At 70.4% G+C, this 25,446-nt stretch carries 17 protein-coding genes; 7 read left to right on the forward strand and 10 right to left on the reverse strand.

Annotation, left to right across the window (positions count from 1 at the left end):
* Positions 1-68 precede the first annotated feature (68 nt).
* Positions 69-233, forward strand: coding sequence for a hypothetical protein (locus ACFVYE_RS19035; protein WP_383962159.1), 165 nt, complete (start codon positions 69-71; stop codon positions 231-233).
* A 245-nt stretch (positions 234-478) separates the two neighbouring features.
* Here the strand turns inward: ACFVYE_RS19035 and ACFVYE_RS19040 are convergent, their stop codons facing one another.
* Positions 479-1,729, reverse strand: a complete 1,251-nt coding sequence (locus ACFVYE_RS19040) for a hypothetical protein (RefSeq protein ID WP_389606495.1) — start codon at positions 1,727-1,729, stop codon at positions 479-481.
* 807 nt (positions 1,730-2,536) lie between these two features.
* On the opposite strand from ACFVYE_RS19040, the gene ACFVYE_RS19045 reads away from it, so the two are divergent.
* From ACFVYE_RS19045 to ACFVYE_RS19070, 6 genes are all read left to right on the forward strand, one after another.
* Positions 2,537-4,780, forward strand: a complete 2,244-nt coding sequence (locus tag ACFVYE_RS19045; RefSeq protein WP_383962153.1) for a PQQ-binding-like beta-propeller repeat protein — start codon at positions 2,537-2,539, stop codon at positions 4,778-4,780.
* 36 nt (positions 4,781-4,816) lie between these two features.
* Positions 4,817-5,314, forward strand: a complete 498-nt coding sequence (locus ACFVYE_RS19050; protein WP_389606497.1) for a transposase — start codon at positions 4,817-4,819, stop codon at positions 5,312-5,314.
* Between the two features lie 223 nt (positions 5,315-5,537).
* Positions 5,538-6,734, forward strand: coding sequence for a M20 family metallopeptidase (locus ACFVYE_RS19055; protein ID WP_383962187.1), 1,197 nt, complete (start codon positions 5,538-5,540; stop codon positions 6,732-6,734).
* Between the two features lie 13 nt (positions 6,735-6,747).
* Positions 6,748-7,704 (forward strand): GNAT family N-acetyltransferase, encoded by a 957-nt coding sequence (locus tag ACFVYE_RS19060; RefSeq protein WP_383962147.1) that lies wholly within the window; start codon positions 6,748-6,750, stop codon positions 7,702-7,704.
* Positions 7,701-8,807, forward strand: coding sequence for an o-succinylbenzoate synthase (gene menC / locus ACFVYE_RS19065; protein ID WP_383962145.1), 1,107 nt, complete (start codon positions 7,701-7,703; stop codon positions 8,805-8,807). Before ACFVYE_RS19060 ends, menC begins: the two co-directional genes overlap by 4 nt.
* A 118-nt stretch (positions 8,808-8,925) precedes the next feature.
* A complete protein-coding gene (locus tag ACFVYE_RS19070; protein WP_389606499.1) occupies positions 8,926-10,644 on the forward strand; it encodes a PucR family transcriptional regulator in 1,719 nt (572 codons plus the stop codon).
* Here the strand turns inward: ACFVYE_RS19070 and ACFVYE_RS19075 are convergent.
* The 9 genes from ACFVYE_RS19075 to ACFVYE_RS19115 form a co-directional block, all read right to left on the reverse strand.
* Positions 10,604-12,694 (reverse strand): prolyl oligopeptidase family serine peptidase, encoded by a 2,091-nt coding sequence (locus ACFVYE_RS19075; protein ID WP_383962139.1) that lies wholly within the window; start codon positions 12,692-12,694, stop codon positions 10,604-10,606. The genes ACFVYE_RS19070 and ACFVYE_RS19075 overlap by 41 nt on opposite strands.
* On the reverse strand, positions 12,691-13,977 hold the full coding sequence (locus ACFVYE_RS19080; RefSeq protein WP_383962135.1) for an erythromycin esterase family protein: 1,287 nt from the start codon (positions 13,975-13,977) through the stop codon (positions 12,691-12,693). The genes ACFVYE_RS19075 and ACFVYE_RS19080 overlap by 4 nt, the downstream gene beginning before the upstream one ends.
* Before the next feature lie 30 nt (positions 13,978-14,007).
* Positions 14,008-15,867, reverse strand: coding sequence for an ABC transporter substrate-binding protein (locus ACFVYE_RS19085; protein WP_389606502.1), 1,860 nt, complete (start codon positions 15,865-15,867; stop codon positions 14,008-14,010).
* A gap of 62 nt (positions 15,868-15,929) precedes the next feature.
* Positions 15,930-16,865, reverse strand: coding sequence for an ABC transporter permease (locus ACFVYE_RS19090; protein ID WP_389606504.1), 936 nt, complete (start codon positions 16,863-16,865; stop codon positions 15,930-15,932).
* Positions 16,862-17,812, reverse strand: coding sequence for an ABC transporter permease (locus ACFVYE_RS19095; protein WP_383962125.1), 951 nt, complete (start codon positions 17,810-17,812; stop codon positions 16,862-16,864). The genes ACFVYE_RS19090 and ACFVYE_RS19095 overlap by 4 nt, the downstream gene beginning before the upstream one ends.
* Before the next feature lie 67 nt (positions 17,813-17,879).
* Positions 17,880-19,982 carry a dipeptide ABC transporter ATP-binding protein gene (locus tag ACFVYE_RS19100; protein WP_383962121.1) on the reverse strand — a complete coding sequence of 701 codons (2,103 nt, stop codon included), beginning with the start codon at positions 19,980-19,982 and terminating at the stop codon, positions 17,880-17,882.
* A gap of 135 nt (positions 19,983-20,117) precedes the next feature.
* Positions 20,118-21,155: a dipeptidase gene (locus tag ACFVYE_RS19105; RefSeq protein ID WP_383962118.1), complete on the reverse strand. Its 1,038-nt coding sequence runs from the start codon at positions 21,153-21,155 to the stop codon at positions 20,118-20,120.
* Positions 21,152-22,564 (reverse strand): serine hydrolase domain-containing protein, encoded by a 1,413-nt coding sequence (locus tag ACFVYE_RS19110; protein ID WP_383962116.1) that lies wholly within the window; start codon positions 22,562-22,564, stop codon positions 21,152-21,154. Before ACFVYE_RS19110 ends, ACFVYE_RS19105 begins: the two co-directional genes overlap by 4 nt.
* A 503-nt stretch (positions 22,565-23,067) precedes the next feature.
* Positions 23,068-25,383: a PQQ-binding-like beta-propeller repeat protein gene (locus tag ACFVYE_RS19115; RefSeq protein WP_389606507.1), complete on the reverse strand. Its 2,316-nt coding sequence runs from the start codon at positions 25,381-25,383 to the stop codon at positions 23,068-23,070.
* Between the last annotated feature and the right edge of the window lie 63 nt (positions 25,384-25,446).

Genomic DNA, 25,446 nt, shown 5'->3' on the forward strand with positions numbered 1-25,446 from the left:
GCGGGTACCGGCCACGGTGATCAGCTCGTCCAGGGTGACCTCGGCGGGAGGCGACGGTCCCTCGGCCGGTGGTGGCCCGCACGTGGAAGACGTCCGCCTCCTCGCCGCTCTCGTCCGCCGAGAAGGCCATGGTGTCGATCCGGTCGCCGTGGAAGAGCGCCAGGCCGTCCAGGGCCAAGTACTCATCGCCCACCACGAGCGCCTGGACCGGGATGTCGACGAACCAGCCGTAGCCGACATCGAAGCGGGCGGCGATGCAGGAATCGGTCTCCTCGCCCCCACGCAGCAGAGCTTTCCCTCGGTGTGCCGTGGATCGCGGAAGTCGCAGCGCCGCCCGTCGGGCGATGGATGTGCTGATGTCCCCTCGGGCGGTGCCCGCAGGGCCGTCCTCGGCTTACCTGGACGGCGATGTGGTGCCGGGCCCGGTTCCGCCGTGGTCGGCCTGGGTGACGTGTCGTGTTCGGGAGATCGAGCCGACTTACGGCCTGACGGCGTACACGTAGCGGCTGAACGGCGCCCGGCGGTCGTCGCTCTCGTCGTTGGCGTACTCCCCGAGGCTCCACAGCGCCGCCCGGCCGTTCATACGGCTGTAACTCAGGTCCTCACAGCCGATGTTGAGGAACGACTCTCGCTTTCCCCGGCGCGTCCCCCCGCTCCAGGAGCGCAGCTCCCCCGGGTTCTTGCTGGTACGACTTGCGGAAAAGTAGTACTTGCCGTTCGCCCTGACCGCACCCTGCACGCCGTCTTCACCGTTCGCGGTGCCCTCCCAGGAGGACTTCACACTGTGCAAGTAGCCGCTTCGTTCCCCTCTGAGCTCCCAGCGGGCGAGCCGGCAGTGGGCGCCGGTGAACTCGCTCACCAGCAGCGCGGGGCGGCGGCCGGTACGGTCCATCGAGACCTGGGAGAACGTGAGCCCCTTGGTCGCGCTCCCGCTCGCGTCGTAGGCGTAGCACTGGGGAAGGACGTAGTCGTATCCGTACGCCTGGTACGTGCCGTCCGGCTGGCGGCCCACCCCCGGGCCTCTGGTGACCTTGAAGATACGGCTGAGGTCGAACACCCGTAAGCCGGGACGTGTTTCGGTGCTGTCCGCGACGTACAGCTTGTTGCCATACCAGGCGATTCCGCCCGCGTGCAGGTCTGTCCCGATGAAGTCGTCGTGTTCGCTCTCTTCGGTTCGGACCCGGTTCGGCTCCACGAGCAGTACGTGCTGGTACGTCGGTTCACCGGCAGCATCCCACTTGACGATGCTGATCCTGGCGCCCTGCCTCCTGGCGCCGAGTCGGCCGTACCAGGACACGAGCAGTGTGCGGGGCGCCGAGCCGTTCGCGTCGTAGTTGGTCGTGATGCCCTGCGGCCGCCACTCCGTGGTGAAGAAATCCGTGTCGGCCCACCTGAAGGCGTGCAGCAGCTCCTCCGGCTCGCTGTCCGGACGGGGCTTCGTCCCGTCGTCGTCGTCACGTGTCGGCCAATGGGGGATCCGCTTCGCCTCCAGGGCCGGAGTCCTCGTCAGCACCTCGGCGACGGGAACCGGGCCGCCGAGTAAGGGACTCAACCGGTTGATCACGCTCCGGTAGCTGTGCCCCGGCGCCCACCGGGGAGCGCTGCGGCCCTTCAACCTGTACTTGCCGGCCGCCGCCGCGGCTTCCGTGGGAAGGGCCAGACCGCCCACCGCCGCTGCGACCGGGGCCGCTGCCATACCGCGCAGGATGGTTCTCCGTGTGGTGTCCATAGCAACCGAAGGTAGAGACGGAACGCTCCCTTCACCTCAGCCGGGCTGTCCGGGACATGTCCGGGACATGCCCCGGACAGCCCGGAGGACCAGGGCGTGCGACCTCCAGGACGAAGGTGAGCCCTCCCCCTTCCGTTGACGCTGTTCTGACAGCTCAACCGTCTGGTGCAGCCGGGCGCTTCCAACGCAGCTCCAGTAGCCGGACAACTCCCCGACGGCTGACCCGCGTCGCTCCTTGTCGCGGTGGTGTGCCGTACCGGGCCGCGGCCGCTGCGGTGCGCCCGGCCGTCCCATCCCCGCACCCCTGCACGATCCGTTTCAGCGACGGGCTCGGTAAGCAGCGCGAGGAGGCCGGCTTCGGCACGCAGGACGACGCGATCGAGCGCCCTACGCAGATTCACCCGGAGAAGAAGCGTACGGCGCCGTCCGTGGCGGAGGCCCGCCGCGAGTTGGGTCAGAATACGGTGGCGGAATACGCCAAGCCGTGGCAGCCGCGACAGCGGAAGATGACGGAGTGCTCCACGGGCGACATGTCAATAGCTCCATCGACGTCCACAAAGTTCCGCGCATGGGCTCGCGGAAGCTGAATACCGTCATGCCGATCGTGGTGGAACATTTTCTGGACGACCACTGGAACCGAAGCTCCCTCTTGGCGGGGCTTCGTCGCGTGCGGCACGGGAGCAGCCCTGGGCTCCCTGTTCGTCACCCGCTTTGCTCTGCCGTACTGCCCTGCGGCTAGTTTGTGTGCAGGACAGGTATGCAGACCCGTGGTGGCAGAGGTGCACGGGGGACGGGAGGTCGGGAAGAGTGTCGCTGCGCGGAGGTGATCCAGTCGAGATCGGCGGTTATCCGCTTGAGGCGCGGCTCGGTTCGGGTGGCATGGGCACGGTCTTTCTGGCCCGTACGAGTTCGGGGCGACCTGTCGCGATCAAACTGATCCACCAGCAGTTCGCGGGGGACGACGAGTTCCGCATCCGTTTCCGGCAGGAGGTGGCGGCGGCGAGGCGGGTGAGCGGCGCGTTCACCGCCGCCGTGGTCGACGCTGCCCCTGAGGCCGAGCAGCCGTGGATGGCGACGACCTATATCGAGGGGCACACGCTCGCCCAGCGCATCGCCACGAACGGTCCGCTGAACGGGGCGGAGCTGAGGAGGCTCGCCATCGGGCTGGCGGAGGCGCTGCGCGACATCCACCGGGTGGGGGTCGTCCACCGTGACCTGAAGCCCTCGAACGTCGTGCTCTCGCCCGAGGGCCCGCGCGTCATCGACTTCGGCATTTCGCGCGCCGTGGACCAGCAGACGCTGACGATGACAGGGCGGGTCATCGGTACGCCGCCCTTCATGTCGCCGGAGCAGTTGCAGGCGCCGCGTGGTGTGGGGCCGCGGTCCGATGTCTTCTCGCTGGGGACGCTGCTGGTGTACGCGTCGACGGGCCACGGGCCCTTCGACGCGGACAGTCCATACATGACGGCGTATCAGGTGGTGCACGAGGAGCCGTCGCTGGCTGCCGTGCCGGTGGCCTTGCGCGCGGTCGTCGAGTCGTGCCTGGACAAGGAGCCCGAGGGGCGCCCCTCGGCGGACGAACTCCTCGTGCTGCTGCGGGACCTGCCGGCCGACCTCGGCGGGACCGACGCGAACGGGGTTGGCGCGGGCCGCACCCGCGACATGATCACCCAGCATCACTTCGCGACGCGGGCCACCCCGGTGCCGACTGCCCCGGCCACCGCCCCGGCCGGTCCCGATACAGGGAGCACTGGCACCACCATCGGCGGCCGTCTGCGTCGCCGATGGCGTCCCGTGCTCGCGGCCGCGGTCGCGGTGGCAGCGATCGGCGGGGGAGCCGCCGCGCTGAAGGCGGGCGGCTTCGGGGGGAACAGCGGCGGCGACAAGGGCAACAGCGTTGCGGCGCCGGGTGCCGCACTTCCGGACGGCTTCGGGCCGTGGCGCAAGACTGTGCAGGGCGGTCTCGAGGACATCACCGACGAGCTGCGTTGCGTCGCGCGCGGCGACGCGCTGTTCTGCGGGGGCGGTGGTGTTGTCGCGACCCGTATCAGGGCCCTGGACGGCTCGCGGGTGTGGACGGCGAAGAGCCCGGGTGTCCCCGTCCAGGGCATGCACCTGGTGGGCGCCACCGACGACACGGTGCTCGGTTACCGCTTCGCCGCCCAGGACGCCCCGCAGGACCCTCCCAGCGAGGTGGTGGCCATCGACGCGAACAATGGCCGGGAGCTGTGGTCCGTGCCGTCCGGCGCCCAGTCGAGGGCCGTCACGGGTCGGACTCAGGACGCCCTTGTGGTCGGCTCCGCCGTTGTGACGGTCGACGCTTCCAACTCCCGCTTCGAGGCCCGGGACGCGCACAGTGGCAGGGTTACCTGGACGACGGCGTTCCCCGCGGGTACGCAGTGCGCTCCCGTACCGATGGGCGCGCAGTTCCTGGCGATGTGCGCGACGAACGCGGAGGTGGATGCCTTGGAGGTGCGCCACTCCACCCTGTACACGGTCGACCGCGCCTCGGGGACACTGGGCAGGCCCATCGCGGTTGACGGCCCCGCCGTGCCGATGGGCGTCGCCAACGACGGGCTCGTACTCTTTCAGGGGCACATGGAGGGAACGGCGCTGGCCGGCTACGACGGGGTGGCAAGGGTCTACCCGGCCTCGCGGAAGGTCACGTACTCCCGGCTGGCCAAGACATACTCGGGGACGCCCGGCATGGCGGACGGCACCCTCTACGTGAGCAGCCAGACCGGTCTCGTCACGGCGCTCGACCCCGCGACCGGCCGGAAGAAGTGGTCCCGGCAGATGGGCGTGGAGGGCGCGTCGGGTCCAGTGGAGGGAGCCGACGCGCTGTATTTCAGCTCGGCCACCGGCCGGGTGGTCGCGCTGTCGCCGTACGATGGCAAACCCCTGTGGACAACAGATCCGCAGGCCGATGGTTTGACGGGCGAGCAGGGCGCAAGCCCGCGCGTGACCGTCGCGGGGCGTGCAGTGATCGTGGCCGCGGCCAAGAACACTCTCTTCGCCTTCGACACGCAGAAGCCGCCGAAGTCGGGCTGACCCCGGCGGCACCGGACGCCGGCCGCCTTCCTTGCCGTGCGGACACCTCAGCGGCTCACTCGGTCGCCTACGCAGCGAGGTCGCGTCTGGTGCGAGTGCGCGGGCCGCGGACGCTGCCGCGCGGCCAAGGTCCCCGACGATCGGGAGTTCGCCACCAAGGGCGGACCGGCCCGGCGCATGGCGCCGCGTGTCCTCGGCTCGCCGCTGCCCATCACCTGGGTCACCGCGGATTCCGCCTACGGACAGGAGAGCCGCTTTCGCCGGCTGCCGGAGCAGCCGGGCGTCGGCTATGTGCTGGCCGTGCCCAAGTCCCGGTTCACCGTGGGGTGTCCCCGCATCGAGGGCCTGTTCGCACAGGCCCCGCCCGAGGCGTGGGAGAAGATCTCATGCGGAGACGGCGCGAAGGGACCGCGTGTCTACCGCTGGGCGGCGGTGCGACTGCCGGCTGTCGCCGAGTTCGACTACCAGGGCGAGGTCTTGCACCGGATGGTCAGATGGTTTGCCGTCCCCGCGGCAATGGGCGGTACGGCCTGAGCCGGGTCACTGCACTGGAGGCCCGGTTCATCGCCCCACCCCAATCGAGCACATCGATATTGGCCGACCGGACAGATCCCACCGCGGCGCAGCTCACGATGCTGGGCAGATGCGTCGACTGGAGGTGTCCGCCGTGACAGAACACCGCGCCGTGGTGAATCGAACCACTGGGCAGGAGGACGGTGCCCGGCCGGAGAGCCGGGAACGAGAGCGTGCGGCCGCGATGATCGCAGACGTCGAGCGGCTGGTGCGCTGCGAGTCCCCCTCGGACGACCTGGCCGCAGTCGCCCGCAGCGCCGAGCTGGTGGCCCGGATCGGCGCCGGTCACCTCGGGGCCGAGGCGGAGCGGATAGTCATCGACGGATGCACGCATTTGCGGTGGCGCTTCGGCCGGACCCCGCGCGTGCTGCTCATCGGGCATCACGACACGGTGTGGCCGGTCGGGTCGTTGAAGAGCCATCCGTTCGAGGTTCGCGACGGAGTGCTGCGCGGCCCCGGTTGCTTCGACATGAAGGCCGGCCTGGTGATGGCGTTCCACGCCTTGGCGGACCTGATCGGCACGGGGGCACGGACAAGTGTGTCCGGACCCGGGGCCGCGCATCCGCTGGACGGTGTCACCCTCCTCATCACCGGTGACGAGGAGCCGGGTTCGCCCTCGTCCCGGGAGCTCATCGAGGGCGAGGCCCGCTCCTGCGCTGCCGCCCTCGTACTGGAGGCCGCCGGACCGGGTGGGGCCCTGAAGACGGAACGCAAAGGGGTGTCGCGCTACGAGGTGCTGGTTCGAGGGCGTGCCGCTCACTCCGGCCTCGAGCCGGAGCGTGGCGTGAACGCGACGATCGAGGCCGCCCACCAGATCCTGGCCGTGGCCGCACTGGGCGATGCGGCACACGGTACGACTGTCACGCCGACCCGCCTGGAGGCGGGCACCACGAGCAACACCGTCCCCGCCTCGGCACGCTTCGACGTCGACGTCCGCATACGGGACGCGGCAGAGCAGCACCGTGTGGACCGAGCGATGCGCGACCTGCGGGTCCGGCTGGCCGGCGCATCCGTGGAGGTCACAGGTGGTCCGAACCGGCTGCCCTTGCAGGCCACCGCATCGAAGGATCTTTTTGCGCGGGCGTGCCGGCTCGCGACGGACCTCGGGCTCGGCCCGCTCACGCAGGTGGCCGTCGGCGGCGCCTCCGACGGAAATCTCGCCGCGGGAGTCGGCACCCCCACCCTCGACGGCCTGGGAGCGGTAGGCGGCGGCGCGCATGCCGACGACGAACATCTGCTCGTCGCGGAGCTGCCGCGCCGGACCCGACTGCTCACCGCGTTGGTGGCCGACCTCCTGGCACCGCAGGACGGCTGTCCGCCCGGACGAAGCGGGAGCCCGCATCCTGTGCCCTCGAACCAGCTGCGCGAAGACCGGGGTTGAAACCATGACCTGCGTGACCGATCTCCTGCGCGACCGCACCGAATCCCCGCCCGTCGCCGCGGCGTACGCCGCGGCTGAGACCGCCGCGCGCGTCGCAGGCATCGACATCCGTTCCCTGGACAGTGTCAGTGAGCTTGAGGCCGTTCGGCGCCTGTACGAGCAGATCTGGCGCACCGGCGAGAACAGTCCGGTGGTGACCGCCGACCTGCTGCGTGCGCTGGCGAAGGCGGGCAGTTACGTCAGCGGCGCCTTCGTGGGGGGCGAACTGGTCGGCTCCTGCTTCGGGTTCTTCTCCCCGCCGGCGCGCGCGGCCCTGCACAGCCACATCGCAGGGGTGCTGCCCCACGTGCGGCGGCGCAACGTCGGATTCGCCCTGAAACTGCACCAGCGGGCCTGGACGCTGGCGCGGGGTGTGGGCGAGATCTGCTGGACGTACGACCCCTTGGTGCGCCGCAACGCGTACTTCAACATCGCCAAGCTGGCTGCCGAGCCTGCCGAGTACCTGCCGGACTTCTACGGCCCCATCGACGACGGGATCAACCGCAGCGACGACAGCGACCGGATTCTGGTGCGGTGGCGTCTGGCGTCCTTGGACGCCGAGTCGGTCTGCGCCGGGCGGCCCAGACCGGCCGACGCGGAAGTCGCCCGGTCGCGCGGAGCGACCGTCGCCCTCGGAGTCTCCGCCACGGGCGCGCCGTCGGTGGGGCGCACCGGCGGCAACGCACGCACCGTACTGGTGGCCGTACCCGAAGACATCGAGGCACTGCGCGAGAGCGACCCGGCGTGCGCCGTGAGCTGGCGCACGGCGGTACGGGACGTGCTGGGCGGACTGCTCGCCGACGGCGCGCGGGTGCGCGGCTTCGACCCGGCGGGCTGGTATGTCGTGGACCGCGGAAGCCCGACGCAGGTCGCCGGCGGCACGCACCGGCACGGAACACACCACAACGAAGCGCCACAGGAGACAGCGTGAAGGTCACCGGAGTCGAACTGCGCACCATCAAGGCACCCCTCGTATCCCCGTTCCGCACCTCGTTCGGCACCGAGACCGTGCGGGAGGCCCTCCTGGTGCGCGTCGTCACCGACGAGGCCGAGGGCTGGGGCGAGTGCGGCGCGGGCACCGCTCCTCAGTACTCGTCGCAGTACACGCACGCCGCCGCGGACGTCCTCAGCCGCTTCCTGGTCCCGGCGCTCGCCGGGGTGGCCGTCCTCGACGCCCACCGGGTCGCCCCGGCTCTGGCCGCGTTCAAGGGGCACCGCATGGCCAAGGCCGCCCTGGAGACGGCGGTGCTGGACGCGGACCTCCGGGCCCGGGGAGTGCCCCTCGCACACGCCCTCGGCGCGGTCCGCGACAGAGTGCCGTGCGGGGTGTCGGTGGGGATCACTGAGTCGGTCCCCGCGCTCCTCGACGCCGTCGCCGGATATCTGGACGCCGGCTATCTGCGGATCAAGCTGAAGATCGAACCCGGCTGGGACATCGAGCCGGTGCGCGCCGTCCGCGAACGGTTCGGCGACATCCTGCTGCAGGTGGACGCCAACGCCGCCTATCGCCGCGGCGACGCCCGCCATCTGGCCCGGCTCGACCCGTTCGCCCTCCTGATGCTGGAGCAGCCTCTCGCGGAGGACGACCTCCTCGGCCACGCGGAACTCGCTAAGCGCATCACCACCCCGATCTGCCTCGACGAGTCGATCGTCTCCGCCCGCGCCGCCGCCGACGCGCTCGCGCTCGGCGCCTGCCACGTGGTCAACATCAAGCCGGGCCGCGTCGGCGGCTATCTGGAGGCGCGGCGGATCCACGACGTCTGCGCGGCGCACGGCGTCCCCGTCTGGTGCGGCGGCATGCTCGAGACGGGACTGGGCCGCGCCGCCAACGTGGCGCTTGCCGCACTGCCCGGGTTCGTGCTGCCCGGCGACACCTCGGCCTCCGACCGCTACTACCGGACCGACATCACCGAACCGTTCCACCTCGTGGACGGACATCTCGCCGTGCCGACCGGGCCGGGCCTCGGCGTCACCCCCGTCCCGGAGATTCTGGACGAGGTGACGGACTCGACAACCTGGGTGCCCGTCCCCTGAGGCCCTCACCGCGCCGGCCCGTTCGTCCGTGTGGACGAACGGGCTGGCATCATTACGTCATGCGCGACCAACTCCGATGCCGGTGGGCCGGGCTAGTTTCGGCCCCGTGCTCATTCCCGTGACCAGCCTTCCGCGAGCGAGCCTCGCGCGTGTCCTGGAGGAACTCGGTTCCACCCTGCTCGACGTGGTCTGCGGTGACGTAGAACGCGCCGACGGCATCGGCGGCGTCGTCATCCACGACCCGCTCGACGAGCCGGAACTCCCGGACAACGCACTGGTACTGGGCGTAGCCCTGCACGACCTCTCCGACATCGCCCGAGTCGTCACCCGCCTGGGGCGGCGCGGCGCCGCCGCCCTGGTGGTACGCGCGCCCCTCACCGCCGACGAGGCGCTGATCGATTCGGCCGAGGCGTCGGGCGTGGCCGTGCTCTCCTTCGCCCGCGGCGCCTCCTGGACGCACCTGGCGGGGATGCTCCGGACGCTGACGACCGACAGCAGCCGGCATGACATGGATGGTCACACGGCCGACCGGATCGAGTCCGGCGACCTCTTCGCGGTCGCCAACGCGATTGCCGCGCTGCTGGACGCGCCCGTCACCATCGAGGACCGCAACTCGCGCCTGCTGGCTTTCTCCAGTCGGCAGGAGGACATCGACCCCTCGCGGGTCCAGACGATCCTGGGCCGGCAGGTCCCCGAGCACTACACGCGCATCCTTGAGGAACGCGGGGTGTTCCAGGCGATCTACCGCAGCGACCGCCCCGTCTTCGTCGCGTCTCTCCCCGAGTCGGGCGACACGACACAGCCGCCCGAACTGCCGCGCGCGGCGATCGCCGTGCGCGCCGGGGACGAGATCCTCGGCGCGATCTGGGTGGTCGTCGCCGAGCCGCTGAGCGAGGACCGCAGCGAAGCGCTCTACGAGGCGTCCAAGCTGGTCGCGATGCACATGGTGTGGCAGCGCGCGGACGCGGACATGGAAAGGCGGCAGCGCGCGGAGCTGCTGGCCACCGCACTGGAGAGCGGCCCTGGATCACCCGAGGCGATCCGCCGCCTCGGCCTGAAGGACGAGCCCGCCGTCGTTCTCGCACTCACCGTCGTCGACGCGGCGAATGAACACCGGCTGCCCGCCCGTACCGCCACCGAACGCAAACGCCTCACCGACGCGTTCGCCATGCATCTGGCCGCGGTGCACCCGCGCGCCACCGCGGCGCTGATCGGCGACATCGCGTACGGCATCCTGCCCCTTCTTCCGCAGAACCGGCACGACGCCGAGGAACGGGCGGCCCGCATCGCCACCGATTTCCTGGCCCGCGTGGGCTCCCGGCTGCGCCCCGCGATCGGCGTAGGGCCGTACGCCGAGGACAGTGCGGCGCTGGCCCGGTCGCGTACCGGAGCCGAACGGGCCTCGCGCGTCCTGCGGTCGGGAACCGCCGGGCAGCCGGTCGCCCGCCTGGACGACGTCCACGTCGAGGCACTGCTGCTGGAGCTCGCCGACCTCGTCCCGCGCGGGGACCTGCCCAGCGGCGTCGTCGCACGCGTCATCGCCTACGACGAGATCCATGAGACCAACCTGGCCGAGACGCTGCGGAGTTGGCTCGACGCCTTCGGCGATGTCGCCACGGCCGCCGCCTCGATGTTCGTGCACCCCAACACGTTCCGCTACCGGCTTCGGCGCGCGGCGGAGGTCGGCCGGATCGACCTCAACGATCCGTCCGCACGCCTCTCGGCCATGCTGCAACTGCACCTGATGTCGCTCAGGTCCGCCCCGGACGGCGGAGCGGACAGGCCGTCCCGCCCGCTCATCCGGAAGCTTCCTGACGGCCCAGACCGAGTGTCCTGATCAGAAAGGCCAGCCACTCGGCGTCCTGTGCGGTCGCGACCTCGTACGACGTCGCCGCGCCATGCCCGGCGTTGTCGAAGACGTGCAGGAGGATCGGCGCGTCCCCTTCCTGTGCCGCCTGCAGGCGGGCGGCGAACTTGCGCGCATGCCAGGGAGGACACCGCGGATCGGTCGCCCCGGCCTGAAGATAGACCGCCGGGAAGACGCCGGGCCCGACCAACTGGTAGGGCGAGAGCCGCAGCAGCCGCCGTACCTCCGCAGGATCGTCCGGATCCGCCCACGCCTTGCGGATGACGAAGTCCAGATAGGGATCACGGGTGCCCCCGACGAGGTCGAGGAGCGGCGCCATCGGCAGCACGGCACACCACAGCTCGGGGCGCGTCGTGAGGGCGACCCCGCACATGAGACCACCGTCGGAGCCACCGGTCAGCGCGAGCCGCTCGGGTGTGGTGAGCCCTGTGGCGACGAGGTGCTCGGCGACGGCGATGAGGTCGCGGTCGCGCACGTGCTTGCGTTCCCGGTGCGCGGCCAGGTACCAGTCGCGGCCGAACTCGCCGCCCCCGCGCAGATGCGCCTGTACGAGCACGCCGCCGGCCGCGACGAAGGCGGCCATCTCGGGCTGGTACTGCGGCAGCAGAGGCACGTTCGCCGCTCCGTACGCGGAGATCAGCGTGGGCGCGGGCTGCGTCGGGTCGCTGCCCGCCGGTCGCACCACGTGGTAAGGGATCTCCACGCCGTCGAGTGCGACGGCCCGCTCGAACGTCACGTCGGCGTCGAGGGTGACCGCCGGGGCCGACAGCGTTTCGATGTCCGCCTCTCCCGGACGGTGCCGATAGACGCCCCAGGAGCTGGTCGGGGTGGAGAAGGCGAAGACGAAGTCGTCCGGGGGAGAGCCCGCGGCCAGGCCGGTCAGGGCGAAGAACGGTGCGGAGAGCGCCCCCTGCCCGGGCAGCGGAACCTCCCCGGTGACGGCGCCGGAGCGGTCGAGGATCCGTACCCGGGCGCACGTCTGGTCGAACTCACTGAGGTACAGATGGTCACCGACCGGAGACAAGGACCGCAGCACCGTCTCGCCCTCCGGCACCAACTCCGCCCACGAGGCAGGGTCGTTGGGGTCGGCGGCGTCCAGCGGGAGCGCAACCACGCGCCCGCGTGGTGCCGCTACATCGGTCACCGCGATGTAGCGGTCGCCGACGATGTGCCCGGCGACGGTCCCGGCGCAGTCGGTGACGAAGGGACGCCAGGGGGTGGCGGGCCGGGACAGATCGCGTACGGCGACCGGAACGGGACTGCCCACCCGGTGACTTGCGACGACCCAGCGGCCGTCGGCCGAGAACTGCACGAGTGTGTACTCCTGGGAGCCCTCACCGACCGGGATCGGTTCCACCGCGGTGCTGCCCGCGCTGTCCCGTGTGGCGAGCAGGTGACGGTACACGGCCTGCCGGAACTCATGCGGCGAACCGGTCAGGGCGAGGAAGAAGAAGCCGCTGCTGTCGGGCAGCCACGACACGCCACCGGCCCACGCGCTGTGCAGGACCTGCCGCGGCGCGCCGTCCAGTATGCGCCCCGAGTCCACCTCGATGAGCCGGACCGTGTTGTGCTCGCTGCCGTCGGTGCAGACGCCCACGGCCAGGACGCGACCGTTCGGCGACGGCGCGAGCCACGACAGGAACGCGGGGTTCTGCCCGTCGCCGAACGCGGTCAGGTCGACCACCGGTCGGCCCGCGCCGAACGGCCGGTCGGCGACGACCACGCTGGGCGCCGCCGCACCGGGTGCGTTCACGGCGCGGAACCAGCGGCCCGCCGCGAACCTCGGCAGTGCCGGGCGGGACCCGGCATCGTAGGTCTCGATCAGCTTCCTCACGGCCGCGGGGTCCTGCCCGTCGTAGGCGATCGCAGTGGCGAGTTCGGCCTGTCGGCGCTGCCACCGCTGTACCTCGTCGGTCTCCGGCTCCAGCCACCGGTACGGGTCCGGCACCCGGACGCCCGCGACGTCCTCGAAGGCGTCGACGGTCCGCGCGGGCGGATACGGCGGAGGGCTGCTGTTCACTGTGACTCCGACTCCTCGGTGTCCTGGAGACCGGCAAGGTCTCCAGGACGCATGGACTGATCTGCTGGTGCATCTGTATCCGGGGCCGCCTCGAAGCCCGCTCGCGCGGCCGCGACGAACTCGGCGCGCAGCCGCTCGAACGCCCCGGGGATCCGGTTCACCTGCCGGACGTGGAGCAGTGCGTCGTAGGCGGCCGGGAAGTCGTCGACGGGGTCGAGCTGCCCACCGGCGAGCGTCCCCTCGACGCCGTCGAAGAACCCGGCGGGCGCGCGGCGCGGATCGAGGAGGGCCACCTCCGGGCCGAGACGGTCGAGCCGCGATTCGACGGAGTTCGGCGTCAGGGTCCGCGTCCCGAGCGTGACGTCGCAGTCGAACGGACGCGACGACCGCTGGGTGAAGGTGACTTCGGGCCCGGAGCCGTACGTCATCCCGATGACGACGAGGTCCGCTCCCAGCTCGGAGGAGAGCAGACCGCCCAGGGTCGGCCGACCGTGCAGCGGTGTACGGCGCACGTGTGCGTTGTGGGCGCTCACCACGATGCGCCGCTCCCGGCGCAGGATCCACTCCACGCTGCGCGCCATGAACGCCTCCCGCGGATAGGGACCCTCCGAGGAGGTCCCGTCCTCGTCGGCCTCGGCGACGAAGGCTCCGAGCGAGGCCGCGCACCACAGGGCGATCTCGGCGTCCTCGTCGTCCGGGCCGCTGTGCCGGCGGGAGCGGAGTGCGCGCTCGTCCAGTCCGCGAAGGCCTTCGAGCAGCCGGGCACGGTCCGAGGAGGACATCGCCGCGTAACGGACCGCCGCCTGCGACCGGTCGCCCAGATCGCTCAGCCGCAGCAACTCCTCGTCGCCCGGGCGTGCGGGCAGCCGGTCGAGGCAGGCACGGACCGCCGGGCCGGGGGAGGTGGACGAGCCGGGCAGGTCCATTCCGTAGAAGGCGACCTTCGCCGACCCGCCGGAGTTGCGCCGACGCATCCAGCGCAGTTGCCTCCGCATCGGCTCGCATTCGCCGAAGCGGTAGGTGACGCCGTCCCGGGCGACGGTCTCGACCCGTCCCGGCCCGCCGTCGATCCACTCGTCGACGGCCAGCCCCTCGGCGAAACCGGACTCCAGGACCAGCCCGGTGAACCCGCACTCCCGGACCAGGAACCGGAACAGCAGGTCCCTGAGCCCGTAGAACTCCGTGATGTTGTGCGCGCCCTCGCCGAGCGCCACCACCCGTGCTCCGCCGATCAGTTGGCGCAGCGCAGCCATGCCCGCAGACATGTCGTGGAACGTATCCATGACGGCTCACCACCTTCCCGCGCGCGGCATTCAGTTGTGGAAGTACCAGAGTTCCGGCGTGTACAGGAAGCTGAGCAGTGAGCTGAACGACGACGGCGGCCCGGAGAGGCTGTTCTTCCACACGACAAGGGTGTGCGGAGTCGGGAAGTAGAGCACCGGCAGGTCCTTGCCGAGGTGGGTCACCTCGGCCGACAGGGCCTTGGAATCCGCTCCGAACGTCGACGCGTCGATAAGCTTGTCCGCCTCGGCGTCGCGGTACCCGCCGAGATTGAAGCTGCCTTCCGCGTTGAACACGGTGTTGCTGCTCGGGTATCCGGCCGCCAGGTACAGCGGTCCGTAGTCCTGTGCCGCCCACTTGTTCTTGTTGGCGGGCGCGAAGGAGTTGCCGTAGTTGGTGTACAGGTAGTTGAGCGACTTGCTCACGAGCGTGACCTTGAGGCCCAGCTTCTTGGCCTCCGATGCGAAGGCGGTGTCCCGGGCGCCGACGTACGCCGGGGTGTTCGCGGAGGCGAGGGAGAAGTCGATCGTCTGCCCGCGCGGGATGCCCGCCCCGCACTCGCCGGCCCCGGTGCCCGGGCGTCGGCAGGTGGTGGCGCCGCCCGGCTCGACCTTCCAGCCGTGGTCGGCGAGCAGGTTCCTGGCGGCGGCCGGGTCGTACGGGTAGGGCGCCTTGGCACCGAACGCGGGCGGGTATGGGGAGTCGCTGCCCGCGGTGGTGTAGTTGGGGGAGGCGGCACCGTTGTACACGCCCCGGCTTCTGATGTAGCCCTGCTGGTCGATCAGGTGTTGCAGGGCTTGGCGGAAGTACGGCTGCGCGATCATCTTGTCGAAGTGGTGGGTGGTGTCCTCGAAGTTCAGGACCAGCGGGTCGAACCGGGCGGGCGCCGGGGCGCCGTAGACGTGGTAGCCCTTCTTCTTCAGCGCGTCGATCTGCATGATGAAGCTGGAGTCCAGCGTTCCGACGGTCAGGTTGCCGGCCTTGAACTGGTTGAGGACCGCCGGGGCGGAGGTGAACGACTTGAAGTCGACCCGGTCGAGCCGTGAGCCGCCCGGGCCGCTGTAGGACGTGTTGGGGACCAGGGAGAACGAGCCGGTCGTGGGGTCGAAGCTCTTGAGACGGTACGGGCCGTTGACCACCTGCCAGAGCGGGTTGTCGGCGAATGTGGCCTGGGACTCCGACTGCTTGGTGAGATAGGTGTAGATGGCCTTGGCGTTCTTCGGCTGCGTGTAGTCCAGGTGCGGCCCTGAGGTGCGGGCGATGTTCCACTCCTTGGCGGGCATCACGTACAGCAGGGTCAGCATCGACATCAGGTAGGACGGGTTGTACGCGGTCGTGGACCTGAGGGTGAGCTCGTCCGACGCGGTGACCTTCGCGGTGATGCCGTCGGGAAACTGCCCCGGGGTGTAGAAGCTCCAGTTGGCCGGGCTCTCCTTGAGCGCGGCCTTCAGCAGGGCCAGGGAGAAGACGACGTCGTCGGCGGTGACCGGCCTACCGTTGGACCATGTGTAGTGCTTCATCTTGATGCTCACGGTCTTGCGGTCGCTGCTGTAGTGGGGCGCCTCGGCCAGGCTCAGTGCGGCGTCCGCGATCTGGTCGCCCTCACCACTGGGGCGGTAGAGGGAGCGCCACAGGAGCCCCCGGGCGATGACGGTGCCGTTGGCGGACGCCGGCGGATACGGATAGATGTAGTTGGGGCTGAGCCCTGGAGTCAGCGCGACCGTGGCCGTGCCGCCGTCCGTGGGCTTCCCGGACTCCTTCGGCAGGGTCTTGTAACCGCCCTGCAGATCCTTGGCCAGGCCGCCGCCGGTGCACGCCGTGGCCAGTACGGCGAGCACGGCAAAGAGCACCGCGAAGCGGCGTCCTCGCGCCTTGCCGGGCACATGTGTCATGGATGGCTCCCTGCGAGGTGTGGTGGAAGAGGGTGAAGAGGTAACGGTTGTGGCGAGCGGCCTCAGCCGGCCCGGTGACCGACCGCGTCGCGGAGCGCGTCCGCCAGCAGGTTGAGCCCCAGCACCGTGACGATGACGCAGATGCCGACGGGATACACCAGCCACCAGTAGTCGGCGGAGATGAACGTCGCGCCGTTGGCAAGCTGGCTGCCCCAGTCCGCGGTCGGGTATGTCAGGCCGAAGCCCAGGAAGCCCAGAGCGGCGACGACGAGGATCGCGTCGGCTACCTGGAAGGTGATGACGACGACGATCACGCCGAGCGCGTTCGGAATCAGGTGGGTGAGGATGAGCCGTGGGCGGGAGGCCCCCATCACCCGGGCCGCCAGCACGAACTCCCGTACCCGCAGGGTCAGGACCTCGCCGCGGACGAGCCGGGCGGAGACCAGCCAGGAGAACCCGCCGATGACCAGGCTCAGCGACACGGCGTTCGCGTGGAAGCGCACCGAGAGGATCAGGACGAAGAAGAGGAAGGGGACCGACAGCAGGGTGTCGACCACCCGCATCAGGAACCCGTCGACGACCCCGCCGGCGAGTCCGGCGACGGCGCCGTAGACCGTACCGATCGTGGTGGCGAACAGCGCGGCGAGCAGCCCGATCTGCAAGGACACCCTGCCGCCCGCCATGAGGCGGCCGAGCACGTCGAACCCGTTGAGGTCCGTCCCGAGCGGATGCTCGGTGCTGGGCGGCAGAGCCGCGTTCACCAGATCCACGTCGGTCTGGTTGGTCTGGTGGAGCAGGGGGCCGAGGAAACAGAACCCGACGACGAGTATCAGAAGCAGCCCGCCGGCGAGGCCCAGCGGGTGGTGCCGCAATGCGCGCAGCACCGGTCTCAGAGTGAACCGCTTGCGCACGTCGGTCAGTTCGACCGGGTCGGCTGCTGACGGCGCTGTGGTGCCCGCCTCCAGGGCCCCCGCTGTGTCCGTGTGTCGTGAGGTCATTTGTTCAACTCGATTCGGCTGTCGGCGGCGGCGACCACGATGTCGGCGACGAAGTTGCCGGCCACGGTGAGGACGCCGCCGATCAGGGTGTAGGCGAGGAGCACCGGGTAGTCCTCGTGCTGCAGGCTGTTGAGGAACAGCAGGCCGAGGCCGGGGTAGTTGAAGAGCGACTCGACGATCAGGTTGCCTGCCAGGAGGCTGGGGATGAGCGTGCCGACCAGCGTGATCAGCGGCAGACAGGCGTTGCGCAGCAGGTGGCGCGTCAGGATGCTCCGCTCCGGGAGCCCTTTGGCCCGGGCGACCCGGATGTAGTCCTGGCCGAGCTGGTCGAGAGCCGACGAGCGCTGGTACTGGGAGAAGATCGCGACGCTGGTGATGGCGAGCGTGATGACGGGCAGGGCCATGGCGCGGGGATCGGTGAGGACCACCCACGAGGAGTGCGACTGGGATGCCTCGGCAGGGAAGAACGGCAGCGACTGGCTGAACACGGCGATCAGGATCAGGCCCAGCAGGAAGGACGGAGTCGCGTAGAGCACATAGGAGACCGCCGTGGTGGCGCGGTCGAGGAGACTGTTGCGGCGGACCGCCTGGAGGATGCCGAGCGGGACGGCGATCAGCAGCGCGAGGACCAGGCCGGCGAGCGACAGCATCGCGCTGCGGCCGGCGTTCTGCTGCAGTACCGCCCCCACGTTCTCGTTGAGCTTGTAGGACCTGCCCAGGTCGCCGTGGGCGAGCTGGCCCAGATAGCTGAGGTACTGCACGACGAGCGGCCGGTCGAACCCGTGCTCCCGGTTGAAGTCGGCCACGGCCTGGGGGGATGCGCGCTGTCCCAGGACCACGCGGCCCGGGTCGTCCGAGACCACGTGCAGCAGGACGAACACCATCGCGGAGATACCCAGCAGGACGACGAAGGAGATCGCCAGCCGTCGGACCACGTACCAGCTCATGCGTGACCATCTCCTCTCCGGGAGATCCGTGGGGTCCCTGATATGCAGGGGAGTGGTGAGTGAAGGTTCATCGTGCGGAGAGCTCCTCGGGCTGTGCGGCCGGCGAGCGCAGGGGGTGGTGGCAGGCGACCTTGTGCGTACCGGTGAGGGGCGCGAGGGCGGGCTCCGTCGCCGCGCACACCTCGGTCGCCAGTGGACATCGGGTGCGGAACCGGCAGCCGCTGGGCGGATCGATGGGACTGGGCAGTTCGCCGCGCACGCGCGTGCCCGGCCGGGGGCGCGGCGCGGCGGGGTCCGCCTCGGGAACCGCCGCGAGCAGCCCCGCGGTGTACGGGTGCGCGGTGGACCCGTACACCTCCTCGGTGGTGCCGGTCTCCATCAACTTGCCCAGGTACATGACTCCGACGCGGTCGGCCAGGTACCGCACGACCGCGAGATCGTGGGAGATCACGACACTGCTCAGTTCGCGTTCACGCTGGACGCGGTGCATCAGATTGAGGACCTGGGAACGGATGGAGACGTCCAGCGCGCTGACCGGCTCGTCGGCGACCAGCACCTTCGGGTCCAGGGCCAGTGCGCGGGCCAGTCCCACCCGTTGGCGCTGTCCCCCGGAGAGTTCGTGGGGGTAGCGCTCCAGGACGCCCGACGGCAGCCCCACGTCCCCGAGGAGCTCGCGGGCCCGGGCGGTGCGGGCGGCGCGCCTGCCGATGCCCTGGATCGCGAGGGGCTCGCGCAGGATCGCGCCGATGCGCATGCGGGGGTCGAGAGAGGAGTTCGAGTCCTGGAACATCATCTGCAACTGGGCCCGGCGTGGCGCGAGTTCGCGGGCACTCATACCGGTCACCGACGCACCGTCGAAGATCACCTCGCCCGACGTGGGCCGGTTCAGGGCCACGAGCATGCGGCCCAGCGAGGACTTGCCGCACCCTGACTCCCCGACCAGGCCGAACGTCTCACCGGGCGCCACGTCGAAGCTCACTCCGGAGACCGCCTTGACCGTGCGGCGCCGCCCGAGGAGGCTCCGTCCGCCCACCGGGTACTCAAGTCTGAGATCGACGATCCGCAGCCGCGGCGTCGTCTCGCTCGCGGCAGGGGCCTCGGGGGAGACGGCGGGCCGAGCGACGGCCGATGCCCCTGAGCCGGTACGGACTGCTGCCGTGGCGACCGGGTGCCAGCACGCGTGGGTGTGCCCGTCCTCCTCCACCGAGAGCGGTGGCCGCTCCTCGTGGCAGCGGTCCGTCGCGGCCGCGCAGCGCGGCGCGAAAGGACAGCCCGCGGGGGAGGCGGCCAGATCCGGCGGTGTGCCGGGAATGCTGAAGAGCTGCTCGCGCCGGTCCTGCGTGAGTGAGGGGATCGAGGACAGCAGCGCATGGGTGTAGCGGTGCCGGGTATGGCTGAAAAGAGCTGATGTCGGCCCGGTCTCGGCCACGCGCCCGGCGTACATCACGCCCACCCGGTCGGCGTGCCGGGCGATCACTCCCATGTCGTGGGTGATGAGGATCATCGACATGCCCAGCCGGGACCTGAGGTCGTCCAGGAGATCGAGGATCTCCGCCTGGATGGAGACGTCGAGCGCGGTGGTCGGCTCGTCCGCGATGACGACCCGCGGCTCGCACACCAGGGCCATCGCGATCATCACGCGTTGCCGCATGCCGCCCGAGAGCTGGTGCGGATAGTCGTCCAACCGCTCGAGGGGCTTCGGTATCCCGACCAGGTCGAGCAGCTCCGCGGCACGTGCGCGCGCGGCCCGCTTCGACGCGCCCTGGTGCAACCGCACCGGTTCGGCGACCTGTTCGCCGATGCGGCGGGTGGGGTTCAAGGCCGTCATCGAATCCTGGAACACCATCGCGATGTCGTTGCCGCGCAGGGCCCGGTACCGGTCCGCGGGAAGTCCGACGAGCTCCGTACCGCCGAAGTCGATCGAGCCGCCGGTCACCCGGCCACCGTCCGGCAGCATGTCCATCACGGCCAGGCCGGTCATGGACTTGCCGGATCCGGTCTCCCCGACGATCCCCAGGGTCTCCCCGCGATCGAGCGCCAGACCGACGCCCGAGACCGGGTGGACGATCCGGTCGCCCCGGCGGATCTCGACCGACAGATTGCGGATCGTCAGCACTCGGCTGCCGTCCGCGGGCTCACGTGCGTTCTCAAAACCATCGCTCGCGCGCACGATATGGCTCCCCATCTCCTCGACCATCCGACGATTTCGAGACACGTACTTCAGGCGTCGTTCGTCGGGTTCACTGAACATTCAGGTGTGCGTCGTTCCGATCGCACGAAGGGAATCTCCTGCCGCGCACGGCGCTCAGCCGGCGGACGCGGGCCGGCCCAGTTCGTTCCGCAGCAGGCGCCGTACGTTCTCCCCCAGGACCGCGACGATGTCGCGCTCCGGCCAACCCCGCTGTTGCAGCGCATCGGTGACCAGCGGCAGCCCGGCCGGACCCGCAAGCCCGGGCAGACAGGCGTCGGCAGGCACTCCCTCGACGAAGGCCGGCTCGCAGCACGGGGGAGTGGTGTCGGCAAGTACTTCCTTGATGAAGTCGGGACCCAGCCCGACGTGTTCGACGCCGGCCACCCCGGCAATGTGCTCGATGTGGTCGATCAGTCGGCCGATCGAGTAGTCGCTCTCGTGCAGGTACGGAGCGAAGAAGTTCACGCACACCACTCCGCCGCCCGCGGCGACGCCCCGGATCTGCTCGTCGTCAAGGTTGCGGTGGTGGTCGAAGAGCGCCCGTGCGCTGGAGTGCGTGGCGATCAACGGCCGTGAGGACAGCTCCAGGACGTGCTCGACCCCGGACGCGCCGAGATGACTGATGTCGTAGAGCATGCCGAGGCGCTCCATCTCGGCCAGCGCCGCGACCCCGGAGCGGGTCAGCCGGCCGCCCGTCGCGTCCTCGCCGCTGCCGTCGGCCAGAGAGGTGCGACCGAAGTGGGCCAGGGACGCGATCCTGACCCCCAGCCGGAACAGGGTCTCCAGCAGCTCCACGTCCTCGCCCACGCCGGGTGCGCTCTCCAGCGCCAGCACCAGGGCGATCCGGCCCTCAGCCAGCGTCTGGTCGACCTGGGCGCCGTCCGTGCACAGCGTTACGGCATCGGCGTTGCCGGCCGCGAGCCGATGCGCCGCCTCGATCATGCGCAGCGTGCGGCGAAGCGCCCCCTCCGGCCGGTACGGATCTTCGACGAACACCGGCAGCGCCTGAAGGTTCACCCCGCCGGCCCGCAATTGCGGCAGCCAGCGCTCCCGGAAGAACTCCGCCCAGCGGTCCACCGGCCGGGCGACCACCGCACACAGCAGGTCGTTGTGCATGTCGGCCACGATCGCGCGTCGGTGCATCTTGTTCATTGCTGTGCCCGCCGCTCGGCCCGGCCGGTGTGCAGATACAGCGAGTGTCCCTGCCCGTCGTCACCGAGGAAGGCGAGCGGTGCGTGGACCCCGCGCTCCGGCTCGACCGGGATCAAGGTGTCACCGCGCCTGCCGACCAGCTCCGTGCGGTACGGCGCCTCGTCCAGTTCGGCGAGGGCTCCCCGGGGAGTGCGCTCCAGCCACAGCCGCCCCGCGGTGTCCCGGCTCACCGTGGTCTCGGCGGTGCTGGACGTGTACGTACCGATGTACCGGGACGTCTGCGCAACGGGAGCGCCCACGTCCGGCACCGGCGAGGCGGGCAGACCGACCCCGGCGAGTTCACCGAGGACCCGGCCCGCGATCTCCGTGTACACGCGCCGTGACAGGCCGCCGTTGGTGACGATCGCCACCGCGACATCCCGCTCCGGCACCAGGCGCAGGAACGCCGACTGACCGATGGTGTTCCCGTCGTGTCCGATGACCGTGCCGCCCGACAGGTCGAAGAGCTCCCAGCCGAGCCCCCAGGCGGCGCCCTGGTCGATGTCGGGCAGCGTGACCTGCGGCCGCTGCATGGCCTGGACGGTCTCCGGGCCGAGCACGGTCACCCCGTCGGGGCCCCGGCCTCCGGCGAGGTGCATCCGGGCGAAGGCCAGCAGATCGCGCGCACGCATCGCCAGCATCGATCCGGCCGGTGCGTTCGAGCGCGCCAGGGCCCACACCGGCGTCGGCTCGAGCGGCGCCCCCGGCACCGTCTCGATGTGACCCACTGCCGTGCGGTGGACGATCGCCTCGTAGGGGTCACTCGCGGTGTGACTCATACCCAGCGGAGTGAACAGGTGCCGCCGGGCGCAGACGTCGAACGGCTCCTCGCGCAGCACCTCGACGATCCGCCCGAGCACGCAGTACCCGGCGTTGTTGTACGAGAACATCGCGCCCGGCTCGAAGAGCTGCGGCACGTCCTGCAGGACGCCCAGGTACTTTTCCAGGCAGTCGTCACCCTTGCCGGTGTCGGTGAAGATGTCCCCCTCGAAACCCGCGACGTGACTCAGCAAATGCCGCGTGGTGATCCCTCGCGCCGCTTCCTCGTCGGCGATCCGGAACTCCGGCAGGACGGCCCGTACGGGAGCGTCCAGATCCAGTCGTCCCTCGTCGGCCAACTGCATGACCAGCGTCGCGGTCATCACCTTGGTGATCGACCCGATCTGGAAGAGAGAGCCCACCGTGGCGTCGACCCCTGTGGCCGTGCTCAGCACACCGGCCGCGGATTCGACCCATTCATCACCGGCTTGGACCGCCACGGCTGCCCCGGGCACCTGGCTCTCGACGAGCAGATCTGGCAACCGGCGGCGCAGCCAGGCACCGACCTCCTCCAGCTTGTTCAGCTGATCCGACCCGTCCAGCTTCTGCACGGCATCCCTCCCTGCTCGACTGCGCAGGAGCTTAGGACCTGCGGAAACCGCCCTCTTCGTCCACTCCCACCACATGCGGCCCGGGCATTGGTGCGACTGGCCGAACCGGGCGGCTCGCCCCTTCGACGGGTGGGGGAGCAGGCTTGTGACGACGCGGCCTCTCAGGCCCTCCCGCGTCTCAGCCCGCGGTGAGGCGATCCGCACGAACAGCACAACCGTGCCGCTGTCCCTCCGCTCGAGCCCGAATCACGCTGAGTGATGACGGCGGTACGTTATCGACATGTCCGCCGCCGTGATGAGTGCCTGCACAGCAGGGCGGCAGTCGTGTTTCGCGGTGCAATGTCGTACCCGCAGCCCACGTTGTCACCGGCAGCAGAGTCACAAGCATGCGTGGCGGCGCATGCCTGCAGTCATCGGGGTGTTCGACGTCTTGGCTTGATGAGGGGAGTGCCGGAGATCGACCGGGATTCCTTGCCGCCCGATGGTCGCGCCGATCAGGGCGCTCAGCCCTCGGTCAGAGAGATCCTCCCCGCGTGCAGGCGGCCGTCGCCGCCGTCGAAGTAGGCGCGGTCGCCGGAGACGGCCAGGCTCGGGTCCGTGTCGTCGGCCAGTCGAGCGTCTCCCAAGGACTTGCCGGTGCGGGGGTCCAGGGCGTGCAGGGAACCGTTGGTGTCGCTGAAGTGGACCGCGCCGCCGGTGAGGGTGACCGGCGAGGCCGAGTACGTCGTTTCGTAGGTCCACAGCCGTTCGCCGGAGTCGGCGTCGAACGCGTACGCGCGGCCGGGGCCCTCCTCGGTGGGGGTGTGCTTGTTTTTGACGCTGCCGTAGACGACGCCGTCGGTGACAAGGGGCGGGTCGGTCCACTCCGCGCCGTCGGACTGTGTCCGGTACTTCCAGCGGAGTTCGCCTCTGGTGGTGTCGGCCGCGTAAAAGGCGCCGTTCTCGGTGCCGAAGTAGACGGTGCTGCCGTCGACCGCGATCGAGGACACCTTGCCCCAGATGTCATCGGCAGTCTTGATCCGCCACCGTGGGGTGCCGGTGTCCGCGTCCAGGGCGTAGAGGTAGCTCTTGAAATCCTGTCCCAGACCGCAGTAGATCACGCCGTCCGCCACGGTCAGCGCGTGCGTCAGGCCGCGGTCGACATCGCGGTGCCACCGCTCCTCGCCGGTCTCGGCGTCCAGCGCATGCAGGACCGATTCCGCCTGGAAGTACATGCTGACCACGTAGGCGGTTCCCTTGGCGACGGCGACAGGAGAGAAGGTGACGAAGCCCGCCTCTGCCCGCTCACTGCCGATCTCGAAGCTCCACCGTTTCTCCCCGGTGCCGGCGTCAACCGAGTGCAACGCGCCCGAATCCTCGGTGGACACATAGACCGCCCCGTCGACAACGATGGGGTGCCGTGCTCCATCAGGAAGATCCACTGAATTCCGGGCCCCTTTCAGCTCGTTGTAACTCCACACCAGGGCGCCGCTGTCGGCGTCGAGGGCGCGCAGACTGCCGTCGTGGTCGGCGAAGTAGACCTTTCCTTCGGACGACACCGGTGGGCCGACGGGGCCTTTCTCGTAGGACCACAGCTCTTCGAAGGCCAACTTCCGTGCCGGAACATCGGGTTTCTTGCCCCGTGCGTCGCTCTGGCCACTGTCGATGAGGCCGTCGCGCACGAGCAGCGTGACCGCAGGGACCGCCAGGATCGTGGCGCCGGCGAGGCCGATCAGGGCGTGGCGCCGGGAGAAGCCCCGAAGCCGGCCGGCGGACGGCTGCCGATGCGGTGGTGTGGGAAGGTCCGTGCCGGGTGCGGCCCCGAGTGCCGCGGTGGCAACGGCGGTTGGGGGCACGGCACCGGCCGTGGCCTGCTCAGAAGTGACGGTTACGGTGGCGGGCGCCTCGATGGGGGCGGTGCCGGGGGCCGTGTCCGGCAGCGGTGTGTCCTGGATGCGGGTGATCTCGGTGGCCACCGGTGCGGGCAGCCAGCCGGCCCCGGTGAACCCGCCCGCGGTACGGCCGGCCTCCGAGAACTGGCCCAGCTCCTCGATCAGTTCCGGCACCGACGGGCGCTGCTTGGCATCCTTGGCGAGGCACCGGGCCACCACCGTCGCGAGTCGGGCCGGCACGCGGCCGAGGTCGGGTTCCTCGTGGACGACCCGGTAGTTCACCCCGTGCGCGGAGCCTCCTGCAAAGGGCTTGGTCCCGGTCGCCGTGTACGCCAGGACCGCGCCGAGGGCGAACACATCGCCGGCGGGTCCGACGTCTTCGCCGACGAGTTGCTCGGGCGGCATGTAGCCGGGGGTGCCGACGGCGGTGCCGGTCAGAGTGAGTCTGGTGTCCCCGGCGGCCACCGAGATCCCGAAGTCGATCACCCGGGGGCCGTCGTCGGCGAGCAGCACGTTCGAGGGTTTCAGGTCGCGGTGCACAACCTCGGCTCCGTGGATGCCCTCCAGCGCCTCGGCCAGCGCGGTGCCCAGCTCCAGCACCGGTTTCTCCGGCCAGGCGCCATGTGCGGCGACTGCTTCGGTCAGGGAGAGGCCGGGCACGTAGGCGGTGGCCAGCCACGGCGGGTCCGCCTCCGGGGCGGCATCGAGAACGGCGGCGGTGAAGAAGCCCGTGACGCGCCGGGCGGCTTCGACCTCCCGGACGAACCGTCGCCGGAACGTGGGGTCTTCCGCCAGCTCCTCCCGCACGATTTTCACCGCGACCGTCGGGCCGCCGGGCGACCGGGCCAGGTACACCCGGCCCATGCCGCCCGAGCCGAGCCGGCCGACGATCCGATACGGCCCGGCCTGGCCCGGGTCTTCTGCTTCCAGCGGTGCGCACCCCGCCACCCGTCGCTCCCCTCACTGCCCCGTGCACGGCACGGTTCGACTCGTCCGACTTCCTTGGTACAC

The sequence above is a fragment of the Streptomyces sp. NPDC058239 genome (genome assembly GCF_042882185.1).
Taxonomy (GTDB): domain Bacteria; phylum Actinomycetota; class Actinomycetes; order Streptomycetales; family Streptomycetaceae; genus Streptomyces.